Consider the following 24,612-nt stretch of genomic DNA (forward strand, 5'->3'; position numbering starts at 1 on the left):
GCACACTAAAAGAGAGCAGTATGGCAACCGCAAACACGTCACCAACTATAAATAAAACGAGTTTAAAACAAACAACATGTGCTTACTGTGGTGTAGGGTGTGGTGTTGATATTTCACTTTTTAATAATGTGCCAACCAAGCTTGAAGGCATGCGAGAGCATCCCGCAAACTTTGGTCGTTTATGTGTAAAAGGCACGCATTTGCTTGACACAACAGGCAGTGATAATCGCTTAACGTCGCCTCTTATTAATAACCAATCCGTTACGTGGGATGAAGCAACCGACCACGTTGCCAATAAATTTAACGACATAATACAAAAGCACGGACCCGATGCGGTGGCTTTTTATGTATCGGGGCAGTTACTTACTGAAGATTACTACATCGCTAATAAATTAATGAAAGGCTACATAGGCTCAGGCAATATTGATACAAATTCGCGCCTGTGTATGTCATCTGCTGTGGCTGGTTATAAACGCGCTTTTGGTGAAGACGTAGTGCCGTGTACCTACGAGGATTTAGAGCAAACTGAGTTACTTATTTTAATTGGCTCTAATGCCGCATGGACTCATCCTGTTTTGTATCAGCGAATGGAGCGTGCAAAGCAACTTAACCCAAATATGAAAGTGGTGGTTATTGATCCGCGTAAAACCGACACCGCTGAGCTTGCCGACACATTTTTAAATATAAAACCAGGTAGTGACGCTGCGCTTTATAACGGTTTGCTTAATTATTTAAATGAGTATAACCACCTCGACACGCAATTTATTGCTCAGCACACAAACGGCTTTGAAAGCGCACTGCAAGAGGCAACAAAATGGAGCTGTGAGGCAGTTAGCGACTTTTGCGATATAGCAATTGAGCAAGTCACTGAGTTTTACGCGCTATTTGCTAACAGCCCAAGTGCGATTAGCTTTTATTCAATGGGTATAAATCAGTCAAGTTCGGGTGTAGATAAATGCAACGCCATTATTAATGCGCATTTAGCCTCAGGTAAATTACTTAAGCCAGGTAGCGGTCCGTTTTCGATTACTGGGCAACCCAATGCGATGGGCGGGCGCGAAGTAGGTGGTTTGGCTAATCAGTTAGCGGCGCATTTAGATATTGAAAACGCAGAGCATCAATCACTTGTGCAACGTTTTTGGCTCTCGCCAACTATTGCTAAAAAAGCAGGCAGCAATGCCATCGATATGTTTGATCAAATAGCCGCAGGCAAAATAAAAGCAGTGTGGATAATGGCAACAAACCCAATGGTGAGCTTGCCCAACAACGCCGCAATTAAAAAAGCATTAGAGAACTGCGAGCTGGTGGTTGTATCTGACTGTATTGCAAAAAGTGATACGTTAAAGTTTGCCAATGTTGCTTTTCCATCAACCGGATGGGGCGAAAAAAACGGTACAGTAACTAACTCAGAGCGCAGAATATCAAGGCAGCGCCCTTTATTAGCACCTTATTCGGGAGCTAAAAACGATTGGCAAATTATGTGCGAAGTCGCTAAAAAAATGGGCTTTGAAGGGTTTGATTTTACAGACCCAAGTGGCATTTTTGAAGAATGGGCACAATTAACCGACTTTGAAAATAACGGCAGCCGATTATTAAATCTCTCTGGTTTAGTTGGGCTCACACAAAATCAGTATGATAATTTAAAACCCATTATGTGGCCTGTTGTTAAAAATCAGCCTTATAAAAATGGTCAGGTTTTTACAGATAACCAATTTAGCACCGCTGATAAAAAAGCGCGCTTTATACCCATAACGCCACAATTACCGGTACAAAAAACATCAAGCGATTATCCGTTTGTAATGAACTCAGGGCGTATACGAGACCAATGGCATACCATGAGCCGCACGGGTAAAAGCACTGCGCTTTCATCGCATATTACACGCCCGTACATTGAAATTAATCCGCTTGATGCCAGTAAATTAGCAATTAAACAAAACGATTTAATAAGTGCGATTGCCCAAACTGGGCAGGTTACCGCGCATGCAAAAGTAACCGATGCCGTGCGAAAAGGTGAATGCTTTATGCCTATTCATTGGAACAAGCAATTTGCATCATCAGCAACAGTAAGTGGGTTGTATCAATCGGTAGTTGACCCTCTATCTGGTCAGGCTGAGTGCAAACACGGCGCTGTTAATATAGTTAAAGCACCCTTTGTGCAATATATGCAGCTGTTTGCTAAAAACGAACTTGTTATAGACAGTGATTTTTGGCTCAAAGTTAATGCAAGTAATTGCTTTAATTACCAATTGGCGCTTAATGAACCAAAAAGTGATTTACTGTATTACTGCCAAACCTTAACCGGTTTACAAGGGCAGTGGTCGGCTATGAATACGGCAAAAGCCATACATGTGCAGTGTATTCAAAACGATCAATTAGCGTTTGTTGGTGTTATTTCTAATGAACAAAAAGAAATATCACTTGAGTGGATAAACCATTTATTTGCAGAGCCATTACTGACTTTTACACAGTTACAGTCTTTGCTTTATGCAACCCCCGATGAAGAATTTACCCAAGGCGCGCAAGTGTGTAGCTGCTTTAAAGTAAGAGAGCAGCCAATTATAAACGCCATTAAAAACGGTGCAAACACAGTCGAGCAATTGGGGTCTGAACTTAAATGTGGGACGAACTGCGGTTCGTGTAAAACACAATTAAGCCAATTAATAAAACAACATTACAAAGCAGGTTCTAGCAGCATTGATGTTGCGGTTGTAATGTAAAGAAAAAAGGAAGCATATGCTTAATGATCAATTTGGTCGGCAGTTTAACTATTTGCGCCTCTCAATAACCGATGTATGTAATTTTAGTTGTAGTTATTGTTTACCAAACGGGTATCAGTGCGATACGCCGCGTAATTTTTTAAATAAAAACGAAATTAGCACGTTAGTAAATGCGTTTGCAGAGCTTGGTACTAAAAAAGTGCGTATTACAGGTGGCGAACCATGCTTGCGAAACGACGTAACCGATATTATAAAGCTTTGTAAAAACACGCCCGGCATAGAAAAAGTAGCTATTACTACAAACGGATTTAATTTATTAAAGAAAATTGATGAATTTGCTGAAGCAGGGCTTGATGCGCTTAATGTCAGTATTGATAGTTTAAATCCGAGTATGTTTAAACTCATAACAGGGCACGACAAACTTAACCTTATTTTAAAAGGGATTGAACGCGCGGTAGAGCTGGGCATAAAAGACATAAAAATAAATGCAGTGCTTGCGAAGCAGTTTAATAAAAACCAATTGAAGGATTTTTTAGCGTGGGTAAAGCACCACAAAGTTACGGTACGCTTTATAGAATTAATGGAAACCGGTGACGGCGCCACCTTTTTTGAAGAAAACCACTTAAGTGGGCAAACGGTTAAAGCCCAATTACTCGACCAAGGTTGGTTACAAGTAGTTAGGGGTAAATTAAACGGACCCGCTGAGGAATTTTGTCATCCTGATTACGATGGTCGTATTGGTTTAATAATGCCGTACAGTAAAGACTTTTGTAAAAGCTGTAATCGCTTAAGGGTGTCGGCGCTGGGTAAATTACACTTATGCTTGTTTGCCGAGCAAGGTATAGATTTACGCGAACTGCTAAACGAGGATGATACTGCAGCGACCGTAAAGGCAATTCGAGCCGCTATGGGCAATAAAGAAATAAGCCATGAGCTAGATAAGCGTCTAACAGGTGCGACAACTCACTTAGCCATGTTAGGCGGCTAATATGGGAGCTGATGTGAATACTCATATAAAAGCTAATATAAAAGCTAATATAAAAGTTAAGCGAGATTTTACAGGTGTTGTGCTTGCTGGTGGTAAGTCATCAAGAATGGGCACAGACAAAGCCGATTTAGTTTTAAAAAATAAAACGCTATTGCAAAATGCGTGTGATTTATTAAAAGAGGTAGGCGCTAAAAACATATTGGTAAGCCGCAACGTTACAAATCCAGTCAAGTCATTGAACCATTATTCACCGAGTGATTATCCCTCAGAAAAGTACGTTAAAGATATATACCCAAATAGTGGACCCCTTGGCGGAATTTACTCAACATTAATAGCCACCGAGCACGATTTACTTATTACTGCGGTAGATATGCCTCTACTTACGAGGAGTTTGTTAAGCACAATAGTGCTGGCTTCTCAGTCAAATAACGTACAAAGTGTGAGCAATCAATTAAATCAGTCACAAATACATGCTTGGCACTTTGAAAATGAACCGCTACCGCTGTATATTCGTAATACAAGCAGTGTAAAAAATCATTTAAAACACATACTCACAAACGCAAACAGTCATAAATCAATAAAACAGTTTACCCAAAGCATTGGTGTGCAAACGCTTTTATGTAATAAAGCGCATGCATTAATAAACACCAATACACCGGCGCAATTTAAAGCTGTAAATGAGCATTTTGACCTAAGCATTAACCAATTGAGAAGAACATTATGAGCCACACAAGCGATACACAAATACCTTTAAACATTGCCGTACTTACAGTAAGCGACACGCGCGATGCGATTACCGATACTTCTGGTCATTACTTAATTAAAGCGCTAACTGAGGCGGGTCATCACTTAGCAGATAAAGAAATTGTAAAAGATGATGTTTACCAAATGCGCGCTATTGCATCGCAGTGGATAGCCGACGACACCATTCACGCTATTTTAGTGACTGGTGGTACAGGATTTACCGAACGTGATTCAACACCTGAGGCATTTGCGCCGCTGTTTGATAAAAGCGTAGACGGCTTTGGCGAGTTATTTAGACATATATCGTACGGTGAAATTGGTAACTCAACTATTCAATCACGTGCACTGGCAGGACTTGCTAACAACACGGTTATTTTTTGTATGCCAGGCTCTACAGGCGCATGTAAAACAGCGTGGACAGGCATTATAAAAGATCAACTTAACTCAATGCATAAACCGTGTAACTTTGCACCGCACATTACCATTGGTAAAAAGTGTGAATCGCGTGAGCAATAGTATGTTAAGCCACGTTGACGAAAACGGCCAAGCGAATATGGTTGATGTATCGCTCAAAGACGTAACCCTGCGCGATGCCTCAGCTGAAGCTTTTATTAGCATGAGTAAGCTTGCCTTTGAGCAAGTAATGCTTAATCAAAACAAAAAAGGCGATGTGTTAGGAGTGGCACGTATTGCGGGTATTCAAGGCGCTAAAAAGTGCGCCGATTTAATTCCGCTTTGTCATCCGCTTGCACTTACTAAAGTCGCTGTTGATTTTGAACTTGATGAAGCAAACAGCCAAATTAAAATAACCAGCTACTGCAAACTTGCCGGTAAAACCGGGGTCGAAATGGAAGCGCTAACGGCGGTATCTGTTGCTGCGCTTACTTTGTTTGATATGTGTAAAGCAGCCGACCCACTAATGGAAATTAGCGGCATGCGCGTTACTCAAAAAGCTGGGGGCAAAAATGGCAGTTGGCAACGCGATTAATCCAAACGATGCTATATCTAGCGCCGGAAAAGTAGAGTTATTGTTTTTTGGGCAACTAAAAGAGCGGTTAAAGTGCAGTAAATTAAGCCTTGAGATTACGCAGCCGCTTAGTATTTCAGAGCTTAAATTAAGATTAGTTAGCCAATACCCGCATTGGCAACCGTGGCTTGAAGAGCGTGAGCTACTTGCAGCGCTTAACCAAACTATGTCATCAAGCAACGAAATAGTGAAAGCAGGGGATGAGCTTGCCTTTTTCCCGCCGGTTACAGGTGGCTAATGAGCATACATATTCAAGTACAAACCGATGATTTTAATGTAGGTGACGAGCACAATACGCTTTGTAGTAATAATAAAAGCGATGGCGCTGTTGTCACCTTTACAGGATTGGTAAGAGAGTTCAGCAGTGGCGATAACGTTACTGCACTTGAGCTTGAGCACTACCCTGGTATGACCGAGCAACTGCTTCAATCTATTGCAGAGCAAGCACAAACTCGCTGGCAACTGGCGAGAATATGTATTATTCATCGCGTTGGTTACTTAGCACTTGGCGAGCAAATTGTATTTGTTGGCGTAACGTCCCGCCATCGCCAAGCCGCGTTCGAAGGCGCACAATTTATAATGGATTATTTAAAAAACCACGCCACGTTTTGGAAAAAAGAGCACTTTAAAGACTCATCAAACTGGGTTGAGTTTAAACAAAGTGACAAACAAGCGCTGGGTAAATGGGAAAAGTGATGCAGATATTTCATTACTTGTGCTCTACAGAGGTTATATAGCTCTCAGTTTGCGTGTGAAGTCTGCGTTTTTCGTGTTATAAATCAGCAATATTAGATTGTTATCTCGACCCAAGTTTGGAAGACATATGCGCACATCAAAAATGTTATATTTTACAATATTATTACTTGTTCTACTTTCAGCTTTTCTTGCTGTATGGGTATATGATTTAAAAGAAGGTAAAGATTTACTAAGCTTTACTATATCAACAGTAAGCTTTTGTATAGCCGTATTAGCTTTATTTATTACTGTTAGAACATATACATCAATTGATAGTGTAAATAACATTAGTAAAATGGAAGGTAACATTTTAGATAATGAAAATTACGTAACCTCACTTCCAGAGTTAATTAATCAGTTTAAATCCCAAGATGAAAATACACTAGAGAAAGAAATTTTTGACTCTATTGAGCATAAACTAAAAAAAGAGTCAGAAACCGCCGTTCTTTTTGCCGATACCCTTCAGTATATAATTGACCTAATTGTTTTATTTCCAGCTGTTTTTAATGCATCAGAAACTAACAAAGTGCTTTATAAAAAGCGTATGGATACAATTTTGTCAGAAGTTGATAGGCGCTGTGAAATATTGCACTCGGTGAGTAAAGGTAATTCAATTCAAATAACGGAAACAATAAAGCTATTTAAAGCTGTTGTGTCTTACCAAAGTTTTGTAGCTGATGATAATTTTAATATTCATGCAGACTTACTTCATGTGAGAGGTCCAATTCTTCGTAATCCAGTTACAAAAACCATTTACCATAATTACCTAGGTTTGTATTACAACAAAAAAGGCATGCATTTATTACGAGAGTCGCTAAATATGAACTCTGTAGATATTTTGTCGATTGATGGTTTAGAGCTGGCTCAAAAAAATATTAATACCATAGAGCCATCAATACTTGAAGAAGTAAGTATGTATCTTAAATCTGCCGCTGAGCAGTTCGATAAAGCACTTAAAGTATCTAGCGAAGATGTTATGTGGCCTGGTTTTATTAATTACAATAAAGCACGTACGGTATACTTTTTATCTTTACTATCAAATAGCGAACTTAATTGGTTAGATATTCTCGACGAAGCAATAGAGTCTCGCAGCAGGTTAAATCGACTAATTGACGAAATTTTAATGATAGACAGATCAAAATCAGCCAATATTGTTAGCACACATTTAAGAGAATTTTTTCTATATCAAGAAGAGTTAGCACGTACAGTAAAATTGAATATTTTACTGTCGAATAATCTAACCAGACAAAATAATGCACCTATTATATATAAAGGGATTAATATCTCTGATATATCAAACGAAAAACTAACTGACTTATTTGTTTCAATACAAAAGTTTTCTACAGTTAGTATTTACCAAGAAAAAATCATAAGTCGACTTAAGAATAACCTCGCTGTGACAAACTAACAAAGCTTCAGCGAGAAAGTAGGGGATATACTATTTTTACGGCTTTTTTCTCATCATAAAAAAGCCACCTACCTATGCATGAAAAGTCATAGCAAGAATAAATGGCTCTTTATTAAAATGTTTTTTGGACTGAGCTTATTTTATTACACTTTTCCAATGCTCACATCAGGCATTAAATTGAGCCTGTTATGGATAGCATGATGGATGAAAGATAACTTAGTTCGCACCGCTTGAGTTAGTACAAATGGGTAGGCATCGGCAAGTCCCATGCTGCGATTTAGTGAATTTAGAATAATCGAAAATTCCATCCAAGTATCTAAAATAGCATCAATCGATGTTTGTGAATTAAAGTAATAAGCACTTTGTGGCAATCTAAGCTCGTCTGCTTCATCTAATTCAAACTCATTACCTGTTGTTGAGCCTGTAATTGAAAAGTTTTTGGCTGTTTCTAGCGTATCGATAATATGCATGTAATGCGCCCATGTTTCTGCCCAGTCTTCATAAGGGTGCATAGTAGCGTATTCACTAATAAAGGTTTCATGCCAGTTAGCTGGCGCACCTTGCTTGTAGTGAGTGTCGAGCGCTTGCTGGTAATCTAATTCGTCATCACCAAAATATTGCTTACATAAAGCATGTTTTTTTGGTGAATTTGCAATTAGTTGATCAAAATAATAATGACCAAGTTCATGGCGAAAATGACCAAGTAAGGTACGATAACGCTCACCCATTGCTATTTTAGCTTGTGAGCGTGCTACGTCGTCTGCCTCGGCTAGGTTTATAGTGATATGTCCGCAATCGTGTCCTGTAAATACAACGTCTTGACCTATAATAGGGCTTACAAAGTGATCGCTTACGTTACGGTCTGCTATAAAATCGAAGCTTAATCCGCTTTCAGGTTCTTGAATCGTTGTATTTAAAGGGAGTGATAATGACTTTAATGTATACAAAGCGCGACGTTTTGCTGTCTCCATTTTTTTCCATAATGGAATATGTTCAACAATACTTAAATCGGGCACAGTTTCATTAAAGCGACACGAAAAACACAGCACTTCGTCTTTATCGGCAACGGGTATAAATGTATCTAAATTAACCATGCCATTGCATACGTGATACTGAGCGTTGTTATCACATTTTTTATAAAAAACTTCAGGCGCTTCTGCTTTGTAAAATAGCCCCGATTGTTCATCAATTTCATAGGGTTCAACTTGGTCGAACTCATCATCAATACCCACGGTTCTGCCACAAGCCAAACAATGGCTGCTTTCAAAAAATAAAATAAGTTGATCTGTGCAATTACATTTAAATGTTTTCATATGTTACCGAATAAAAAGAGACTGTATAAACCACTTTTAGTTAGCGTTATGCTATTTGAGGATAGTAGTTAAATCCTTTTTAATAGTTCAGACTTTTTAATATTAAATTCATCATCACTAAGCGCATTAGAGTCGCGAAGTTGTGCTAGCTTCTCTATAATCTGAAGCGTTTCGTCTACCGAATATTGCGCTATTGTATTATTAACAGGTGCTTCAACTTGGTTTGGTGTTAACGATGCAAAATTCGGCTGCGTTACTTGCTGCGTAAAGTCTTTTTGAGGAGCCGGTGGCGTTTGTCCTGAAATTAATGGCAGAGTATTAACATTAATTGTTCCCCACTGACTGTTAAATGTAAGAGAGGTATTATTGCCTTGCTGTTGGCTCACTCCACCAATATTGTGATCTAGCGTGTCGTATACGCTCACTTGTCCATTTAATTCAACGGCTAAGCGATTAGGGAAAATAGCGTAGCGAATATTATTTTGCGCTCCACTACTAAATGGGCTGCCTAAATTACCTGGCCACCATTGATTGCTGCCAGGCGTTCCTGCGGGAATAACCGGAAATATTTGATTATTATTTAATACATTAGCGAGTTCGTTGCATAAGTTATCAACGGTTGATTTTAAGCCGTTGTTAAACATATCGCCAACCATAGTCATTCCGCCGCGCATCCATTGACCAGAACCACCAAGCTCTGGGCAATTAAACTGAGCCATAGAGCCACCGCCGTTATTAACGCTTACTAACATATGTAGTACTGCATCGTGGCTGAGGTTATAACGAGATGCTATACCATTAACTAAGTTTTCACCGACATCCGTTAGCTTTTGCATAAGAAAATATCCTATTAGGTAGATTGGGTTGATTTAAAAAATCTGAAAATACGCTAGTGCTGCATTACCTTTAGCATTGATGATAATGAAAAATTAACAGGTTAGTGAGATGTGTTGGTTTTTCAAATTGGACGTGTTCTGTTTTGTCTGAAATTAAAACACACCGCTGCAAAACTAATCTTTAAAACAAGCATCTTTGTATTAAAAGTTACTTGTTTTATCTCATCGAGATTGTTAGTTTCGCTGTAACGTAAGCGGTTAAAAATCGATCTAGTATAGCACCGTTACTTACTTTAACAGCAGCTTTATTGTGAACTATTTCTTTCTATTTAATGATTATTTTTAATGATTTTTAAACTCTAAATAAATACTTTTAATTATACCCGTTTAGCGTTATAAATAACGGAGTAAGTATTTTGAAAAATTAATTTTATTTGTTTTATTTCAATATTTTAAATTAATTAGCTTTAATTGTAAGTTATTTTAAAGCACTGTTTTGGTGCATTTTCTGCACCATTAAAAATCTAAAATTGATGGTTTAAATTACACTAAGTTTACTATTTATTTAATTGGTGTGTTTTTCCTATTAATTAGGTCAAAACCTTTATGCATAACGTTGCTTTGTGCAAGAGCCGCGAGTGGATGAACAGTACTACTTAAGCAAGTCTTTTGGTATAAAAATTGCACAGGTGAATTAGTCCAAATAATATTTTCAGCGTTATATTGTGGCTATACATTATTAAAGGGGAATTAATAGATGACAATTACAGTTGGAATTTCGCACCATACTCAGTATAAATACGATCGGTCAGTTAATATGGGGCCGCATATATTCCGATTACGTCCAGCGCCACATAGCCGTACAAAAATTAAAAGTTATTCTTTAAAAATAGTTCCAGAAGATCACTATATAAATTGGCAACAAGACCCTTTTGGTAATTACCAAGCGAGGGTGGTGTTTAACAAGCCAACTACCGAATTTAGTTTTACAGTTGATTTGGTCGCCGAACTAACGGTTATTAATCCTTTTGATTTCTTTTTAGAAGATTACGCCGAAAACTTCCCATTTGTTTACGATACTATTTCAAAGTCAGAACTCACTCCTTATTTAAAAAAACGCAAAGCCAGTCCAAAATTTAAAGAATTAATTGAATCTTTAAACCCTAAAGAGCCGCTTAGAAGCGTTGATTTTTTAGTGGCTGTTAATCAAGCTATTTATGAATTAGTAGGTTATGGCATTCGGCTAGAACCCGGTGTGCAAACGGCAAACGAAACAATAAGTAAAAAAACAGGTTCGTGTCGTGATTCTGCTTGGTTGTTAGTACAATTGTTTCGTCATTTAGGGTTGGCATCTCGATTTGTATCGGGTTACCTAGTACAGCTAACGTCTGATCAAAAATCACTAGATGGTCCAAGCGGTCCAGAAGAAGACTTTACCGATTTGCATGCATGGACCGAGGTGTATATTCCGGGTGCAGGTTGGATAGGGCTTGATCCTACCTCGGGTTTATTTGCTGGTGAAGGTCATATTCCATTGGCGTGTACGCCAGAGCCAAGCTCGGCAGCGCCGGTAACCGGCGGTATAGACGACTGTAAATCTGAGTTTAGCTTTTATAATAAAGTAACGCGTGTACACGAAGACCCACGTGTTACTAAGCCGTATTCTGAGGCGCAGTGGGCGGCAATTAACCGCTTAGGTCAGCACGTTGACAATGTTTACAATGAAGAAAACATACATTTAACTATGGGTGGCGAGCCTACGTTTATTTCTATTGACGATATGGAACATTCTCAGTGGAATACTGATGCCGATGGTAAAGAAAAAAGAATATTAGCTCAAAATTTATTTGTAGAAATGAATAAAGTATACACAAAAGGTGGCTTTACTCATTACGGACAAGGTAAATGGTATCCGGGTGAGCCATTACCACGTTGGCAATATGCGTGCTATTGGCGCAAAGACGGCGAGCCTTTATGGCAAGATGCTGCACTATTAGCCGATCCTAATAAAGATTATAAATTTGATCATACCGATACTAAAAAGTTTGCTGATAAACTGTGTGACTCACTTGGTCTTGAAACCAAGGCACTTACTACGGCTTATGAAGATATTTTATATCACATGTGGCAAGAAGCTTCATTACCTACCGAAATAAAGCCTGATCAACCAGAACTTCTTCATGCAATGAGCCGAAAAGGCTTTTTAGCTAAAATGGATAAAGGCATAGAAAAGCCTGTTGGCTATGTTCTACCTTTAAAATGGAACGATAGTAAAAACTGTTGGCAGTCGTGTACGTGGGAGTTTAAACGGGGTCATTGTTTTTTATTGCCGGGTGAATCACCACTTGGTTATCGCCTACCTTTAGACAGCCTTGAGTGGAGCGGCAATATTATTGACCGCGACCCGTTTGATATTCCAGAAAATTTTACCAAAGCTAAAAAGCTTAAAAAGGGCTTTATTGGTAAAGAAATGGTTAAAACTGCGCTTGTAATGGAAGTGAGAGAGGGGCGTTTATATATATTTATGCCACCAACAAGTCATTTTGAACATTACATGGGTTTAATAAGTAGTATAGAGAGTGTAGCAAAAGAACTTAAAATGCCGCTTGTTATTGAAGGCTATAGCCCACCTAAAGATAGCCGCGTAGAAAAATACGCTGTAACGCCAGATCCAGGTGTTATTGAAGTAAACATTCATCCTTCAACATCGTGGGATCAATTAGTCAGTCGAACTACAACGTTATACGGTTTAGCAAAAGAATGCCGATTAGGTACTGATAAGTTTATGGCAGATGGTCGCCATACTGGTACTGGTGGTGGTAACCACGTAACGCTTGGTGGCGAAACACCTGAGCAAAGCCCATTTTTACGCAGACCTGATATTTTAAGAAGTTTTATTACCTATTGGCAGCATCATCCTGGTTTGTCGTATTTATTTTCGGGGCTTTTTATTGGTCCTACAAGCCAAGCGCCGCGAGTGGATGAAGCCCGTGATGAAGTTTTATACGAGCTAGAAATTGCCTTTTCGCATATGCCCGAAGGTGAGGTGCCTGAACCTTGGTTAGTTGATAGGTTACTGCGTAATTTATTAGTGGATTTAACGGGTAATACACACAGAGCAGAATTTTGTATTGATAAGCTCTATTCACCCGACTCAGCCACAGGTCGTTTAGGGATTGTAGAATTTAGAGGCTTTGAAATGCCTCCACATTCACAAATGAGTTTAGTGCAAATGCTACTGTTGCGTACTTTACTTGCTTGGTTTTGGAAAAAACCTTACCACAAGCCATTAATACGTTGGGGTACAGAGTTACACGACAAATTTTTATTACCACAATATGTAGAAAACGATTTAGCTGAAGTAAGCCGCGATTTACAACAAGCAGGTTTTCAATTTCAGTTAAGTTGGTTAAATCCATTTTTTGAATTTAGGTTTCCGGTATGTGGAACGCGAGAACTTGATAACGTTACACTTGAGCTTAGAACCGCAATCGAGCCTTGGCATGTACTAGGCGAAGAGGCAAGTGCGTCGGGTACGGCGCGCTATGTAGATTCGTCATTAGAAAGAGTGCAAATAAAAGTACAAGGAACAATGAGCGATCGCTATGTTGTAACGTGTAATGGTCGAAGAGTGCCGCTTAAACCGGTTAAAGGTAAAGCAAAAGATGAAATGGTCGCGGGTATACGATACAGAGCTTGGCAACCACCTACAGCGCTTCACCCAACTATTGGCGTACATGCTCCATTAGTTTTTGATTTAATCGATACGTGGGAAGGTCGTTCAGTTGGAGGCTTTGTATATCATGTGAGCCATGCTGGGGGTCGTAATCCTGAAACGCTACCGGTTAATGCATTTGAAGCTGAAGGGCGCAGAGTTGCAAGATTTTGGGAGCATGGGCATACACCATCGTTACTTGCATCAGCAGAACCAAGCTGGAGCCCATCGGCGGTTACGCATAGTTTTCAATCGGCGCAAAGCGCAAGTGAATACGTGGTACCTGATGAAGAAAGTAGTAATCCTGATTATCCAAATACCTTGGATTTACGCAGGCAGCCTAACTTTAAATAATAATTGATAGTTGTGTCATTCCACTTTGAAATTATTTAAAGTGGAATGACTAAATATTTTTAAAGCATCATTATGAACACGGCTATTTACTATAAATTGGAGCGCTTTCAGCTTGTATATTAACAATAACGCGATGCCGGAATTGCCTGAGTGGTTGTCTTTATACCTTGATAAATCACATGGACATGATGAACTAGCAAACCACAGTGGTTTAAACCCAGACCATTGGGATACTTTATTTAAGCGTTTAGCTAGTCTAACAGCAGATGATGTTAGTAGCCGCGCTACAGAAATAAGCCAATTGCTACAAAATGGCAATATTAAAAATGAAAGCAATAAGCAGTGGCACTTCGACCCGTTGCCATTTATGTTATCTAAAGCTGATTGGGCGTTGCTCGAAGAGGGAATAAAACAGAGAACCCTTTTATTAAATAAAATTCAGCAAGATATTTACGGTGACCAAACATTATTAGTTGATGGTCATATTCCTGCAAAGCAGCTTTTTCAAGACCCTAATTACTTACGCGAAGGTTTTAGCTTACCTAGTAACGAATTAACACTATTTTTTACTGCATTAGATGTTTACCGCACGCCAACAGGCGAATTTAAAGTATTAAGCGATCATTGTCAGTGCCCGTTAGGCTTAGGGCTATTAATTAAAAGCCGTATTATTGCAAGGCGTGTAATGGCTGAAGAATTTGCCGAATGTAATGTTCAGCAAATTAAAGAATTTTTAAACCTATTCCAAGAGGGTATTAATGAATATACCCACTATATGGATGACCCACGAATTGTAATTCTAACCCAAGGAATTGATGACCCTAACTACAACGAGCATGCATTCCTATCTACCTACTTTGGCTACACATTAGTACAAAGCGCCGACTTAACCGTACGTGGTGGTGACGTTTGTTTAAAATCGTTACAAGGCTTGGGTAAAATTAATGTCATTTTACGCTGGGTTTCTGATCGTTGTATTGACTCTTTAGAGCAAACTGAATATTCACTTCATGGTATTCCGGGCTTATTACAATCGGTACGACAAGGGTCGGTTAAGGTTTTAAACCCGTTTGGTAGTGGTGTGCTCTCGTCACCTTCAATAAAATGCAACTTAGAAAAGTTATCGCAGCAAATTTTAAAACAACCGCTGTTGTTAGGTGAGCCAAATTACTTAAGTGTAAAAGAAGCGCAAGCCATTGATTGGAATAACCTCGAACTACTATCTGCTATAGACCCTACACTTAAGTTAGATGGAGTGTTAGACGAGCAAGAAATAAAGCTACTTATTAGCAAAGAACCCGATAATTACTTTTTCCAAGAAAAACCTTCTTTTAGTAGTGCACCATTTTGGCATGACGGGCAATTAATCTCCAAGCCAGTGGTGTTTAGGTGTTATGCATTAACCACAGAAAATGGCGTAGAAGTACTTCCTTCAGCACTGTGTTTTTCGAACGAAAAAAGTAACAACCCGAGAATATCTGGTTGGATCAAAGATACATGGATAAATACAGCCGATAGAGTTGATTTAGGCGAGCATAATCCACCGGTGCCAATTAGAAAAAGAATGGATGTAACGCTACTTGAAGGGGTTATTTCGAGCCGTACGGCTGAGCACCTTTTTTGGTTGGGTCGATACTTAGAACGCTGCGAAAACACCATACGTATATTGCGTATTTTTATAGACAAGTACACCGAATTTTCTGTTTACCCAGATTCAATACGAAAAAGTATAGTTGCACGGCTTTCTAATGCCATTAGGTCGCAATATATTGTTTATCCCTATATAGAACCTGATTTAAAACTAGATGGAATTGATGTAAATCTGTCTAAAGAAACTGCCTTTCAACTCCTTGCAGACGAGCAATGCGCTGGCAGTATTATTAATACATTAAAGTACATTGCTAATGCGTCGGTGCAAATTCAAGAATTACTATCTCATGATAGCCGCCGAATAATTGATGATATTAATGAGCAAATTAAAGTATTTAAAAATGTAAATATTAATATTCCAACGCGTGCAATGCAAAGCAGCCTAGATAGAGTTATAGGCTCAATTATGGCTTTTAATGGCTCGATTACAGATTGTATGCCAAATAGTAACGGCTGGTTTTTACTCGAAATGGGCAGAAGAGTAGAGCGTAGCTTACAAATAACATCACTAAGTGCGGCTTTATTAACCAAAGAGTTAGACGAGCCCGAAGAGCTTGGCTTACTTGAAGCAGTGCTAAGTTGCCAAGTTAGTTTAGTTACGCATAAGCGCCGATACAGAATGTATCAAACCATTGGTACAGGGCTTGAGTTATTACTTTTAGATGCTGAATACCCACGTTCTTTATTATTTCAGTTAGAGGAAATTAATAAGTTGTGTAAGCATTTACCCACAAAACGCAGACAAGGCGTAATTGCGGCACACGAAAAAGCAATTTTACTGTCTAAAACAAGTTGTTATGTAACTGAGAAAGATTACCTACAAAAAAGTGAAAATGGACAACGTAACCAGTTAATCGAATTTAACCATAATACGCGTATGAACTTAGATACATTTTGTGATGTATTATTACTACAGTATTTTTCTCATACCCAAACGGCAAATAAATTGAACTGGACTAATATTGAGCAAGCTCAATCGTGAAATATAAAATAAAGCACTCGACTACATACAACTATTCAGACTTTGTTAGTTTGTGTCAAAACCAAGCGCGATTAACGCCAAAAACGAATCGCGGGCAAATATGCCACAGTAGTCGTGTAGAAATTGAACCTACACCGACTTACTTACAAACATTTACTGATTATTTTAATAATCAGGTAACAGCGTTTGAAATAGCAATACAGCATAAAAAACTTAAAGTAACGATGATCAGCGAGGTAGAACTGTTAGTCGGCGCTAATAGCAATTTAGAGAGTGTTGATATTGCTTGGCGAAAAGTACGTGATTTATTGGTTAAACCAAATACGGCGGAATTATTAAAAACGTCTGAATTTGTACTACCTTCACAGCTTATTCCAATAGATAAAGGAATTAAGGAATACGCATTAATTTCGTTTGATGCACACAAAAATATAATTTCTGCATGCAAAGATTTAATGGCACGGATTTTTCATGAATTTCATTATGATCCTGGTTTTACAACAATTAGTACGCCTTTGAGCACTGTTTTTGCACAAAAAAGGGGCGTTTGCCAAGACTTTGCACACTTTGCGCTTGCATGCTTACGCAGCGTAGGGTTAGCAGGTCGATACGTAAGTGGGTACATAGAAACCATGCCGCCAGAAGGCGAAGAAAAGCTCGAAGGTGCAGATGCAACTCATGCATGGTTTGCGGTATTTGTGCCAAACTTTGGTTGGGTTGATTTTGATCCAACAAATAATGTTTTACCACGCGATCAGCATATTACTCTAGCCGTAGGGCGAGACTTTTCTGACGTAACTCCTTTAAAAGGAGTGGTATTTGGTGGCGGTAGTCAATTGCTTGATGTAGCGGTTGATATGATTCGAATGGAATAGCAGTTTAACTACGTCATATATGATGATGGATAAGGTGAAAGAGTGTATGAAAATTGATTGGAAAGCGTACCAAACAAAAGGTTTCTTTGATGAATTAATTGATGCACAAGGAAACGTTAGATCGCATGGAACACAATTAGCACAATTTTTTGCTAATTTATCAGCAGAAGAATTAGTAAAAGCCAGAGCGGTTGCTGATTTAGCAATTAAAGAAATGGGTATTACTTTCACGGTTTACAACGAAGGTAATATGATTGATAGAGCCTGGCCGTTTGATATTATACCGCGTACCATTGGCAAAAAAGAATGGCAAAGCGTAGAGGTTGGTTTAAAGCAACGTGTTGAAGCGCTTAACCTTTTTATAGATGATTTATACCACGACCAAAAAATAATAAAAGATGGTGTTTTTCCAAAAGGGTTACTAGAAAAATCAGTTAACTTTCGCCAGCAATGCGTGGGAATAAACCCGCCAAATAAGATATGGGCGCATATTTGTGGCTCAGATTTAGTACGCGATGGTAGCGGTACAATGTATGTGCTTGAGGATAACCTGCGTGTTCCTTCTGGTGTATCTTATATGCTTGAAAATCGCTCTGTAATGAAGCGTGTATTCCCTGAATTATTTGAGCAAGTATCGATTTTACCTGTTGATGATTACCCTTCACAATTATTTGATATGCTAGCGGCAATGTCACCTCGCCCACAAGATAAACCAGAAGTTGTGGTACTTACTCCTGGGGTATTTAACTCCGCTTATTTTGAGCATTGTTACCTTGCCCAAGAAATGGGTTGCGAACTGGTAGAAGGGCGCGATTTAGTTGTTGAAAAAGATGACTGTGTATACATGAGAACAATCACAGGGCTACAACGAGTTGATGTTATTTATCGTCGTATAGATGATTTGTATTTAGACCCAGAAGCCTTTTTACCAGAATCCCAACTTGGCGTTCCTGGATTAATGCGTGCTTGGTCTAAAGGTAATGTGGCTTTAGTTAATGCACCAGGCGCAGGTGTTGCTGACGATAAAGTAGTTTACGCCTATGTACCTGAGATGATTAAGTACTACTTAGGCGAGGAAGCTAAACTTGCTAATGTCCCAACGTTCAAATGTTTAGACCCGAAAGAATGCGACCATGTGATTAAAAATATCGATAAGCTTGTTGTTAAACCAGCAAATGAATCTGGCGGATATGGATTATTAATTGGTCCTAAATCGACTAAAAAAGAACAAGAAGCGTGTATTGCTCAAATTAAAGCGGACCCACGAAACTGGGTAGCTCAACCAACATTAGATTTATCAACAGTACCAACATTTGATGGTAATAAACCAGATGGTCGACATACCGATTTAAGACCGTTTATTTTATCATCAGGTAAAGATACGCAAGTTACCACTGGCGGATTAACGCGTGTTGCTATGGTTAAAGGCTCTTTGGTGGTTAATTCATCACAAGGTGGTGGCAGTAAAGATACTTGGATTGTTGACGAAGAGGCTAAATAATATGTTATCAAGAGTAGGCGAAACTTTATATTGGGTATCTCGATACATTGAGCGTGCGGAAAATGTAGCTCGTTTAATCAACGTTAACAATTTACTGATGATGGACTTACCCAAAGGCGTATGTACTGGCTGGGAGCCATTAATTGATATTATTGGTGTGCGTAAAGCGTATTCAGAAAACCATACTGATTTTACTGAACAAAAAGCATTAAGGTATTTACTTGTTGGTAGTGATAACAGCTCGTCAATTTTAAACTCTATTACCTCGGCACGAGAAAGCGCGCGTACAATCCGCGATGTAATACCTCGAGATGTATGGGAAGAAATTAACTCTCTTTATTATTATGTAAAAGATAATCAAAAAGAAGGGATAACAAAGCGCGGACGTTTTGATTATTTAAAAAAGATTATAGATTCAGCCCATCAAATATTTGGGGCGTTAGATGCCACAATTAATCATGATCAGGGCTACGTTTTTATCCGCTTTGGTTCGATTATAGAGCGCGCAGATATGACATCGCGAATTTTAGATATTCGCTCTGCTACGTTAATTACTAATGAAGAAGAAGTGAAGCCGTTTGATAATATTCAGTGGATCAGTTTATTGCGTTCGTTAAGTGCTTATCAAATGTATCGCCAAGAAATGGGCGTTAGAGTACAGCGTGCTGATGTAATAGAATTTGTGATGCACAGCAAAGTATTCCCACGATCTATTTTATTTTGTATGAATGAATTAAAAGCATTGGTTTTACCTTTGCCAAACTCAACAGAAATTATTAAATCAATTGATAATGCAATTGTTGAGTTAGAAAATAAAGACGTACGAGTACTTAAAAATGGTCTGTTGCATGACTTTATCGATGAAATACAAATAGACTTAGCTGGAATACATAACGGACTAGCCGAAACGTATTTTTTAAAACAAGCAGAATAATAAAAACTGTATATTGTGAAATGACTGCTTAGGGCGTGTTGAACTTTGGTGGTTGAATTTACAGCAGTATGTTTGGTTTTTAGGCAAGGCAGAGCCTATGTAGTGTGGTTATTCCCCATTAATGGGCGATAACGCAGCATAAATACCAAACATGCGCTGCCCTCTGGGTTCTTTCTAGGGACGATTAACTCTTTGTTGCTCGGTTTTTACTTAGCCCACTAGGTTACAAACCTCGCGCCGCGATTTAATCGCCCCTAGATTGAATAAATTTCAATCCACAAAGATAAACACGCCCTAGTCTTGAGCGGTCATTTTTTGCTTAAATTTATTTATAATAATTTTAAAACCTGCATAATTAATCTTTACTTCCTCATCCGTTGGTATTGCAATGAAAATCATCTCGACTAATATCTCTAAAATTAAAACTCTTATTCATAATGGTAAAGAGGTGAAAACGGGAATATTCAAAACCCCAACTAACGAACCTGTAGTGATTGAAAAGCTAAACATTATAGGTGACGAGCAAGCTGATTTAGTTAATCACGGCGGGGTAGATAAAGCGGTATATGCTTTTTCTCACAATCATTATGAGTATTGGAAACAAACCCTCGAGAATGATGATTTGGCAGTAGGTGCCTTTGGCGAAAACTTCACGATTTCTGACCTTGATGAAGCGAATATACACATAGGTGACCATATTCGAATTGGTACTGCACTGCTTGAAGTAAGCCAGCCTCGTGTACCCTGTTTTAAACTCGCTATCGCCCTTAATAATAAAAACAGTCTTAAACTGTTTACGCAGCATTACTGCACTGGCGTTTATTTTAGGGTACTAGAGCAAGGCGTTGCAAAAACGGGTGATAGTGTTGTTATCGAGAAGAAAGCCTCGCACGACATATCAGTTAAAAAACTGTTCCAGGCATTTTTTGATAAAAAATACGTAGGTTATGAAGACATACTTTTAGAAGCATTAACTTTGCCAGAGCTTGCTGTAGAGTGGCAAGAAAAGCTAAAGAAGAAGCTTGCTATTAAAAGTGAATAAAGCAGTTTAAAACTGTTTTATTCCCGCGCTATCACTCTTTAAAAAGTGTTGCTGCAACCTATTTATTAAACTTTGAAGAACAGGTCCTGTTGATTGGCTTCTTGAAACAACGCATCCCACAGGAGTAAGCCAACCGCCTTGTTCATGAGTAACGGGTAGCGTTACCACTTCAGCTTGGTTTATATACCTCTTAATAGCAAACTCGGGTACAAGCGCCCAACCAATACCCTGAACTACTAAGTCGATAAGGGTTTGATGTGTATTTGCGTACCAAATTCTAGAGCTAATTGCGTAGCTAAACCATAACTCTTTTTGGCTAAGGCTGCGATGAACACATTGCCTATGGGCTTTTAAATCATTGCTTGTTACAGCCTTTAGCTTTGCAAGCGGGTGTTCTGGTGATGAAATCGTTAAAAATCGAGCTTGACCTAATAGAAAAAAATCCATATCAACTTTTAGTTCCCCATCACTATAAATGATACCTACTTGTGCTTTTCCTATTTTTACTAAGTTTTCTACATCGTCAGTTGTTGTCGATATTATTTCGAAATTAGTAATCGGGAACTGATCAGCAAGTGGGGCAATCACTTTTAAAATATCTTGATTATTTAGGCTTTCATCAATAGCTATAATTACCTCATGCTCATAATTTTTTGCTAATGCATCCACTTTTTGGTCAAAATACTTTTGCTGATGAAGTATAGAGTATGCGACAGGTAACAATGCCTTACCACTGATCGTTAAGCTGGGTATATTTTTATTACGCGTAAACAATGTTTGATTAATCGCTATTTCAAGATTAGAAATAGCTTGGCTAATTCCCGATTGTGCACGGTTAAGCTTTCGGGCTGTTGCCGAAAAAGATCCTGTTTCTACCACGGTTACAAAAATTTTTAGTTGCTCAAAACTATACATATCATTCAACTTAAAGGTGAGTACTTATTTGCTCATCTTATCACTAAAGGTGATGGCTACTAACTTTGCAAATAATTAAATTATGTCACTATTATTTTCTTTAATTATTTGGCGTAAAAGGGGTTAATTATGGATGCAAAAATGGGGTCGCTAGAGAGGATGTTTCAGGCTGTTTTGTTTGAAGTATTAGCGGTAACGCTGTCGATTATTGGTTTGGCTGTATTTACAGAGCATGCAATATCGGCTTTATCAGGCACTATGATTATAATTGCAACGATTGCGATGTGTTGGAATTTTGTTTTTAATTGGTTTTTTGACAAAGTAGCTACCGGTGCAAAAGAGCAACGTTCTGTATTATTCCGTATTTTTCACGTGATTTTATTTCAAGGCGGGTTACTTGTTTTTACTATTCCCGTAATGGCGAGCATTTTAAACGTAGGCTTATGGGAAGCATTAATAATGGATATCGGCGTAACTTTTTTTATAACCCTTTACGCTTTTACTTTTAACCTAGTGTACGACCACACACGAGCCTATATTTTTCATTCAAAAAATGCTGCATGTTAATACACTTTTTAAATATGGGATGACTTAACAAAGTTTTGTATTTAGCTACTGGTGTATTTGCCAATGCACCAGTACTTTTAGAGGCGTAATATTACCCAAGTTTGCTTTATAGTGGCAAAAAACTAATAAAGGATCTTTTTATTAAAAGTGAATAAAGCTAAATATCAACTGTTATTCATAGAGGAGCTAGTAAAAAAGATAAAATCTGCTATACCTAAGGTTATAAATACTATAATTATTATAGTGTTATTTAAAGATTTTTGGGTTAGTAGCTAAAATAGGTGTCGTATATGAATATCTCAAGAAAACTGATGCTTATTGTAATATTAACTGCAGCAGAGATAAGTATTACTGTCTACTCAGCTTTTGAAATAGCTAAAGGGGCTAAGTTTCATCAACTTAACTTTCTTCATTTAAAGTATACACATCAACTTACCAAGTCAGTTAAAAAAATAGAAAATGATATCCCCATAGATATAAATGCCATTGAGTCGGATATATTGTTAATTAGGCAGCAACCTATTGAATGTATTGAACAAATAAACCCGTTAAATTATGCTGTTATGAAAGTTATTAACACAGATCATACATTAACAATCTGTGAAAACGATATTGAAATTGCTGATAAAGCCTTATTGTCGGTTAATCAGTATAAAAAGGGGGAACTTAGTAGAGACGCTTTTTTACTAAATCTTAATACTTCGCTAAGTGGCTTTAATAAAAATACGGAGCTGTTTGAGGAACCAATTAGAAAAACAGTATCGTTTATACTAATGACGTTAATTCCACTTGTTATAATCATATCTTTTTTTAATATTCTTTTTATAAGTTATCTTTCTCGCACAATATCGAGCTCTATTCGAAATCTAACTCTACTTTTATCAAGTAAGCCCGAAAACAATATTAATCTGGACGATGAACTTGATATAAAAACGTCGGGTGAATTAAAAGCACTCGTTATCGCGGCCAGACAGCGAATTAAAAATGATCTTTTAAATATTGAAAACAGTATTGAACTCAAAGAGATTATAAACAGCCAAACAGCTTCCCTGCAGCAAGCAAATGATGAGCTTGCCCAGTTTGCTTATCGGGCTTCCCATGACCTGAAGTCACCGCTGTCAGGGGCTAAATCCTTAGCGCATTTTGTTATCGAAGATATAAAAGCGGGAGACACAGAGGAGGCAAGCCGAAATGCACTGGTTATTTATCAACAAATGGAAAAGTTAGAAACACTTGTTGTTGATATTTTATTGTTAGCCAAAGCTGAAATTGGTAATGAAGATAAAGATGTAATTGACTTTAATCAGTTAATTACTGATATGAAAGAACGACTGTCTTGGCTCATGAAAGATAATCCTTGTACGCTCGAAACAACAATTAATCTATCAGTACCTATAAGGTCGGAAAAAGCGCGTTTTGCTCAAATTATTGAAAATTTGATATCAAATGGGTTGAAGTATTACGACAGAAATAAAGACTCGCCTTATGTCCGCTGTGACATTTTTAATGAGCAAGAGACGTTTTTTATTACTGTTACAGATAACGGAATGGGAATACCACAAAAGCATCAAAGTGAAGTGTTTGATATGTTTAAGCGATTTCATGCACAGGCGAGCACAGGCTCTGGTTTAGGGATGGCGCTGGTTAAAAAACATATTGAGTATTTAAATGGTGAAGTATCACTGCAAAGCTCTGATGAAGGTACGACGTTTAAAATAATAATACCAATGGATAAGCTAACATGACAAAAATTAAACCCCCTATATTAATTGTCGATGACAATGAAGTTGACCGGTATATTCTTAAAAGATTAATTAAAGAGGCTGAATTAGATCTTACAATTTTTGAAAAAAAAGATGGCCAGGAAGCATTAGAATTTCTAGAAAATTATGAAGCTAACAGAAAAGAGTACCCTGATGGATTTCCTCCAATACTCATATTTTTGGACATCAATATGCCAAGAGTCAATGGTATTCAGTTTTTAGAAGAGTTTTCTAAACTGAGGAAGATGATAGAAATCAGCTCTTGTGTGGTTATGATGTTTAGCTCATCAGAAAGAGAAGAAGAAAAAAAGATTATAATGTCACACGATTTTGTTAAAGGTTACCTTGTAAAAGGAAGCTTTCAGGCAGCAGAGTTAAAAGAAAAAGTATTGGCTGTCATCGGTCAGCATTTGGAAAAACACAGCTGATTTGCATGTGTTTTAAGTTTTAACCCACTAGGCTGTGCCAATTGGAGAACCTTTAGTTTGAGTATGTGGCACAAACCAAAGGTTTTTAGCTTAAGGTTATAAAGGTGTTTGATTTAAG

The 24,612-nt window shown here is 38.0% G+C and carries 20 protein-coding genes; 17 read left to right on the plus strand and 3 right to left on the minus strand.

Annotation, left to right across the window (positions count from 1 at the left end; all coding sequences use genetic code 11):
- Positions 1 to 20: 20 nt before the first annotated feature.
- From I6F66_RS07565 to I6F66_RS07600, 8 genes are all read left to right on the plus strand, one after another.
- Positions 21 to 2,717, plus strand: coding sequence for a nitrate reductase (locus I6F66_RS07565; RefSeq protein ID WP_197209031.1), 2,697 nt, complete (start codon positions 21 to 23; stop codon positions 2,715 to 2,717).
- A gap of 16 nt (positions 2,718 to 2,733) precedes the next feature.
- Positions 2,734 to 3,705 carry a GTP 3',8-cyclase MoaA gene (moaA, locus tag I6F66_RS07570; RefSeq protein WP_149602496.1) on the plus strand — a complete coding sequence of 324 codons (972 nt, stop codon included), beginning with the start codon at positions 2,734 to 2,736 and terminating at the stop codon, positions 3,703 to 3,705.
- A gap of 1 nt (position 3,706) precedes the next feature.
- Positions 3,707 to 4,429 carry a molybdenum cofactor guanylyltransferase gene (locus I6F66_RS07575; protein ID WP_197140209.1) on the plus strand — a complete coding sequence of 241 codons (723 nt, stop codon included), beginning with the start codon at positions 3,707 to 3,709 and terminating at the stop codon, positions 4,427 to 4,429.
- Complete coding sequence (moaB, locus tag I6F66_RS07580) at positions 4,426 to 4,965, plus strand: molybdenum cofactor biosynthesis protein B (RefSeq protein ID WP_024609783.1); 540 nt, start codon at positions 4,426 to 4,428, stop codon at positions 4,963 to 4,965. Before I6F66_RS07575 ends, moaB begins: the two co-directional genes overlap by 4 nt.
- A gap of 1 nt (position 4,966) precedes the next feature.
- Positions 4,967 to 5,437, plus strand: coding sequence for a cyclic pyranopterin monophosphate synthase MoaC (gene moaC / locus I6F66_RS07585; protein ID WP_024593775.1), 471 nt, complete (start codon positions 4,967 to 4,969; stop codon positions 5,435 to 5,437).
- The gene (locus tag I6F66_RS07590; protein ID WP_197140211.1) at positions 5,415 to 5,714 is read left to right on the plus strand and encodes a MoaD/ThiS family protein; all 300 of its coding nucleotides are present in this window, start codon (positions 5,415 to 5,417) and stop codon (positions 5,712 to 5,714) included. Before moaC ends, I6F66_RS07590 begins: the two co-directional genes overlap by 23 nt.
- Positions 5,714 to 6,172 carry a molybdopterin synthase catalytic subunit MoaE gene (moaE, locus tag I6F66_RS07595; RefSeq protein WP_197159525.1) on the plus strand — a complete coding sequence of 153 codons (459 nt, stop codon included), beginning with the start codon at positions 5,714 to 5,716 and terminating at the stop codon, positions 6,170 to 6,172. The genes I6F66_RS07590 and moaE overlap by 1 nt, the downstream gene beginning before the upstream one ends.
- Positions 6,173 to 6,299: 127 nt before the next feature.
- Positions 6,300 to 7,619, plus strand: a complete 1,320-nt coding sequence (locus I6F66_RS07600) for a hypothetical protein (protein WP_197159524.1) — start codon at positions 6,300 to 6,302, stop codon at positions 7,617 to 7,619.
- Between the two features lie 143 nt (positions 7,620 to 7,762).
- Here the strand turns inward: I6F66_RS07600 and I6F66_RS07605 are convergent, their stop codons facing one another.
- Complete coding sequence (locus tag I6F66_RS07605) at positions 7,763 to 8,932, minus strand: putative zinc-binding metallopeptidase (RefSeq protein ID WP_197140217.1); 1,170 nt, start codon at positions 8,930 to 8,932, stop codon at positions 7,763 to 7,765.
- A gap of 68 nt (positions 8,933 to 9,000) precedes the next feature.
- Positions 9,001 to 9,768, minus strand: coding sequence for an SHOCT domain-containing protein (locus I6F66_RS07610; RefSeq protein ID WP_166111424.1), 768 nt, complete (start codon positions 9,766 to 9,768; stop codon positions 9,001 to 9,003).
- 757 nt (positions 9,769 to 10,525) lie between these two features.
- Here I6F66_RS07610 and I6F66_RS07615 point away from each other — a divergent pair.
- The 6 genes from I6F66_RS07615 to I6F66_RS07640 all read left to right on the plus strand — a co-directional run bounded on the left by I6F66_RS07615 (position 10,526) and on the right by I6F66_RS07640 (position 20,821).
- Positions 10,526 to 13,837, plus strand: a complete 3,312-nt coding sequence (locus I6F66_RS07615; protein ID WP_197159523.1) for a DUF2126 domain-containing protein — start codon at positions 10,526 to 10,528, stop codon at positions 13,835 to 13,837.
- A gap of 112 nt (positions 13,838 to 13,949) precedes the next feature.
- Entirely contained in the window at positions 13,950 to 16,469 is a 2,520-nt protein-coding gene (locus tag I6F66_RS07620; RefSeq protein ID WP_024593781.1) for a circularly permuted type 2 ATP-grasp protein, read from the plus strand.
- Positions 16,466 to 17,344, plus strand: a complete 879-nt coding sequence (locus I6F66_RS07625; protein ID WP_024590933.1) for a transglutaminase family protein — start codon at positions 16,466 to 16,468, stop codon at positions 17,342 to 17,344. Before I6F66_RS07620 ends, I6F66_RS07625 begins: the two co-directional genes overlap by 4 nt.
- A gap of 46 nt (positions 17,345 to 17,390) precedes the next feature.
- Positions 17,391 to 18,845: a circularly permuted type 2 ATP-grasp protein gene (locus I6F66_RS07630; protein ID WP_197209032.1), complete on the plus strand. Its 1,455-nt coding sequence runs from the start codon at positions 17,391 to 17,393 to the stop codon at positions 18,843 to 18,845.
- Position 18,846: 1 nt separating this feature from the next.
- Positions 18,847 to 19,779, plus strand: coding sequence for an alpha-E domain-containing protein (locus I6F66_RS07635; RefSeq protein ID WP_165721829.1), 933 nt, complete (start codon positions 18,847 to 18,849; stop codon positions 19,777 to 19,779).
- A gap of 388 nt (positions 19,780 to 20,167) precedes the next feature.
- Positions 20,168 to 20,821 (plus strand): MOSC domain-containing protein, encoded by a 654-nt coding sequence (locus tag I6F66_RS07640; RefSeq protein WP_101163847.1) that lies wholly within the window; start codon positions 20,168 to 20,170, stop codon positions 20,819 to 20,821.
- A gap of 6 nt (positions 20,822 to 20,827) precedes the next feature.
- Here I6F66_RS07640 and I6F66_RS07645 read toward each other — a convergent pair whose 3' ends face one another.
- Entirely contained in the window at positions 20,828 to 21,736 is a 909-nt protein-coding gene (locus I6F66_RS07645; RefSeq protein WP_024593784.1) for a LysR family transcriptional regulator, read from the minus strand.
- 129 nt (positions 21,737 to 21,865) lie between these two features.
- Between I6F66_RS07645 and I6F66_RS07650 the strand changes: the two genes are divergently transcribed.
- The 3 genes from I6F66_RS07650 (at position 21,866) to I6F66_RS07660 (ending at position 24,494) form a co-directional block, all read left to right on the plus strand.
- Positions 21,866 to 22,303 (plus strand): PACE efflux transporter, encoded by a 438-nt coding sequence (locus tag I6F66_RS07650; protein ID WP_007585216.1) that lies wholly within the window; start codon positions 21,866 to 21,868, stop codon positions 22,301 to 22,303.
- Positions 22,304 to 22,593: 290 nt separating this feature from the next.
- Positions 22,594 to 24,048, plus strand: coding sequence for an ATP-binding protein (locus tag I6F66_RS07655; protein WP_197175016.1), 1,455 nt, complete (start codon positions 22,594 to 22,596; stop codon positions 24,046 to 24,048).
- Positions 24,045 to 24,494 (plus strand): response regulator, encoded by a 450-nt coding sequence (locus I6F66_RS07660; protein ID WP_010552557.1) that lies wholly within the window; start codon positions 24,045 to 24,047, stop codon positions 24,492 to 24,494. The genes I6F66_RS07655 and I6F66_RS07660 overlap by 4 nt, the downstream gene beginning before the upstream one ends.
- The last annotated feature ends 118 nt before the right edge of the window (positions 24,495 to 24,612 follow it).

It is taken from the genome of Pseudoalteromonas sp. NZS100_1 (assembly GCF_015864285.1).
Taxonomy (GTDB): domain Bacteria; phylum Pseudomonadota; class Gammaproteobacteria; order Enterobacterales; family Alteromonadaceae; genus Pseudoalteromonas; species Pseudoalteromonas arctica.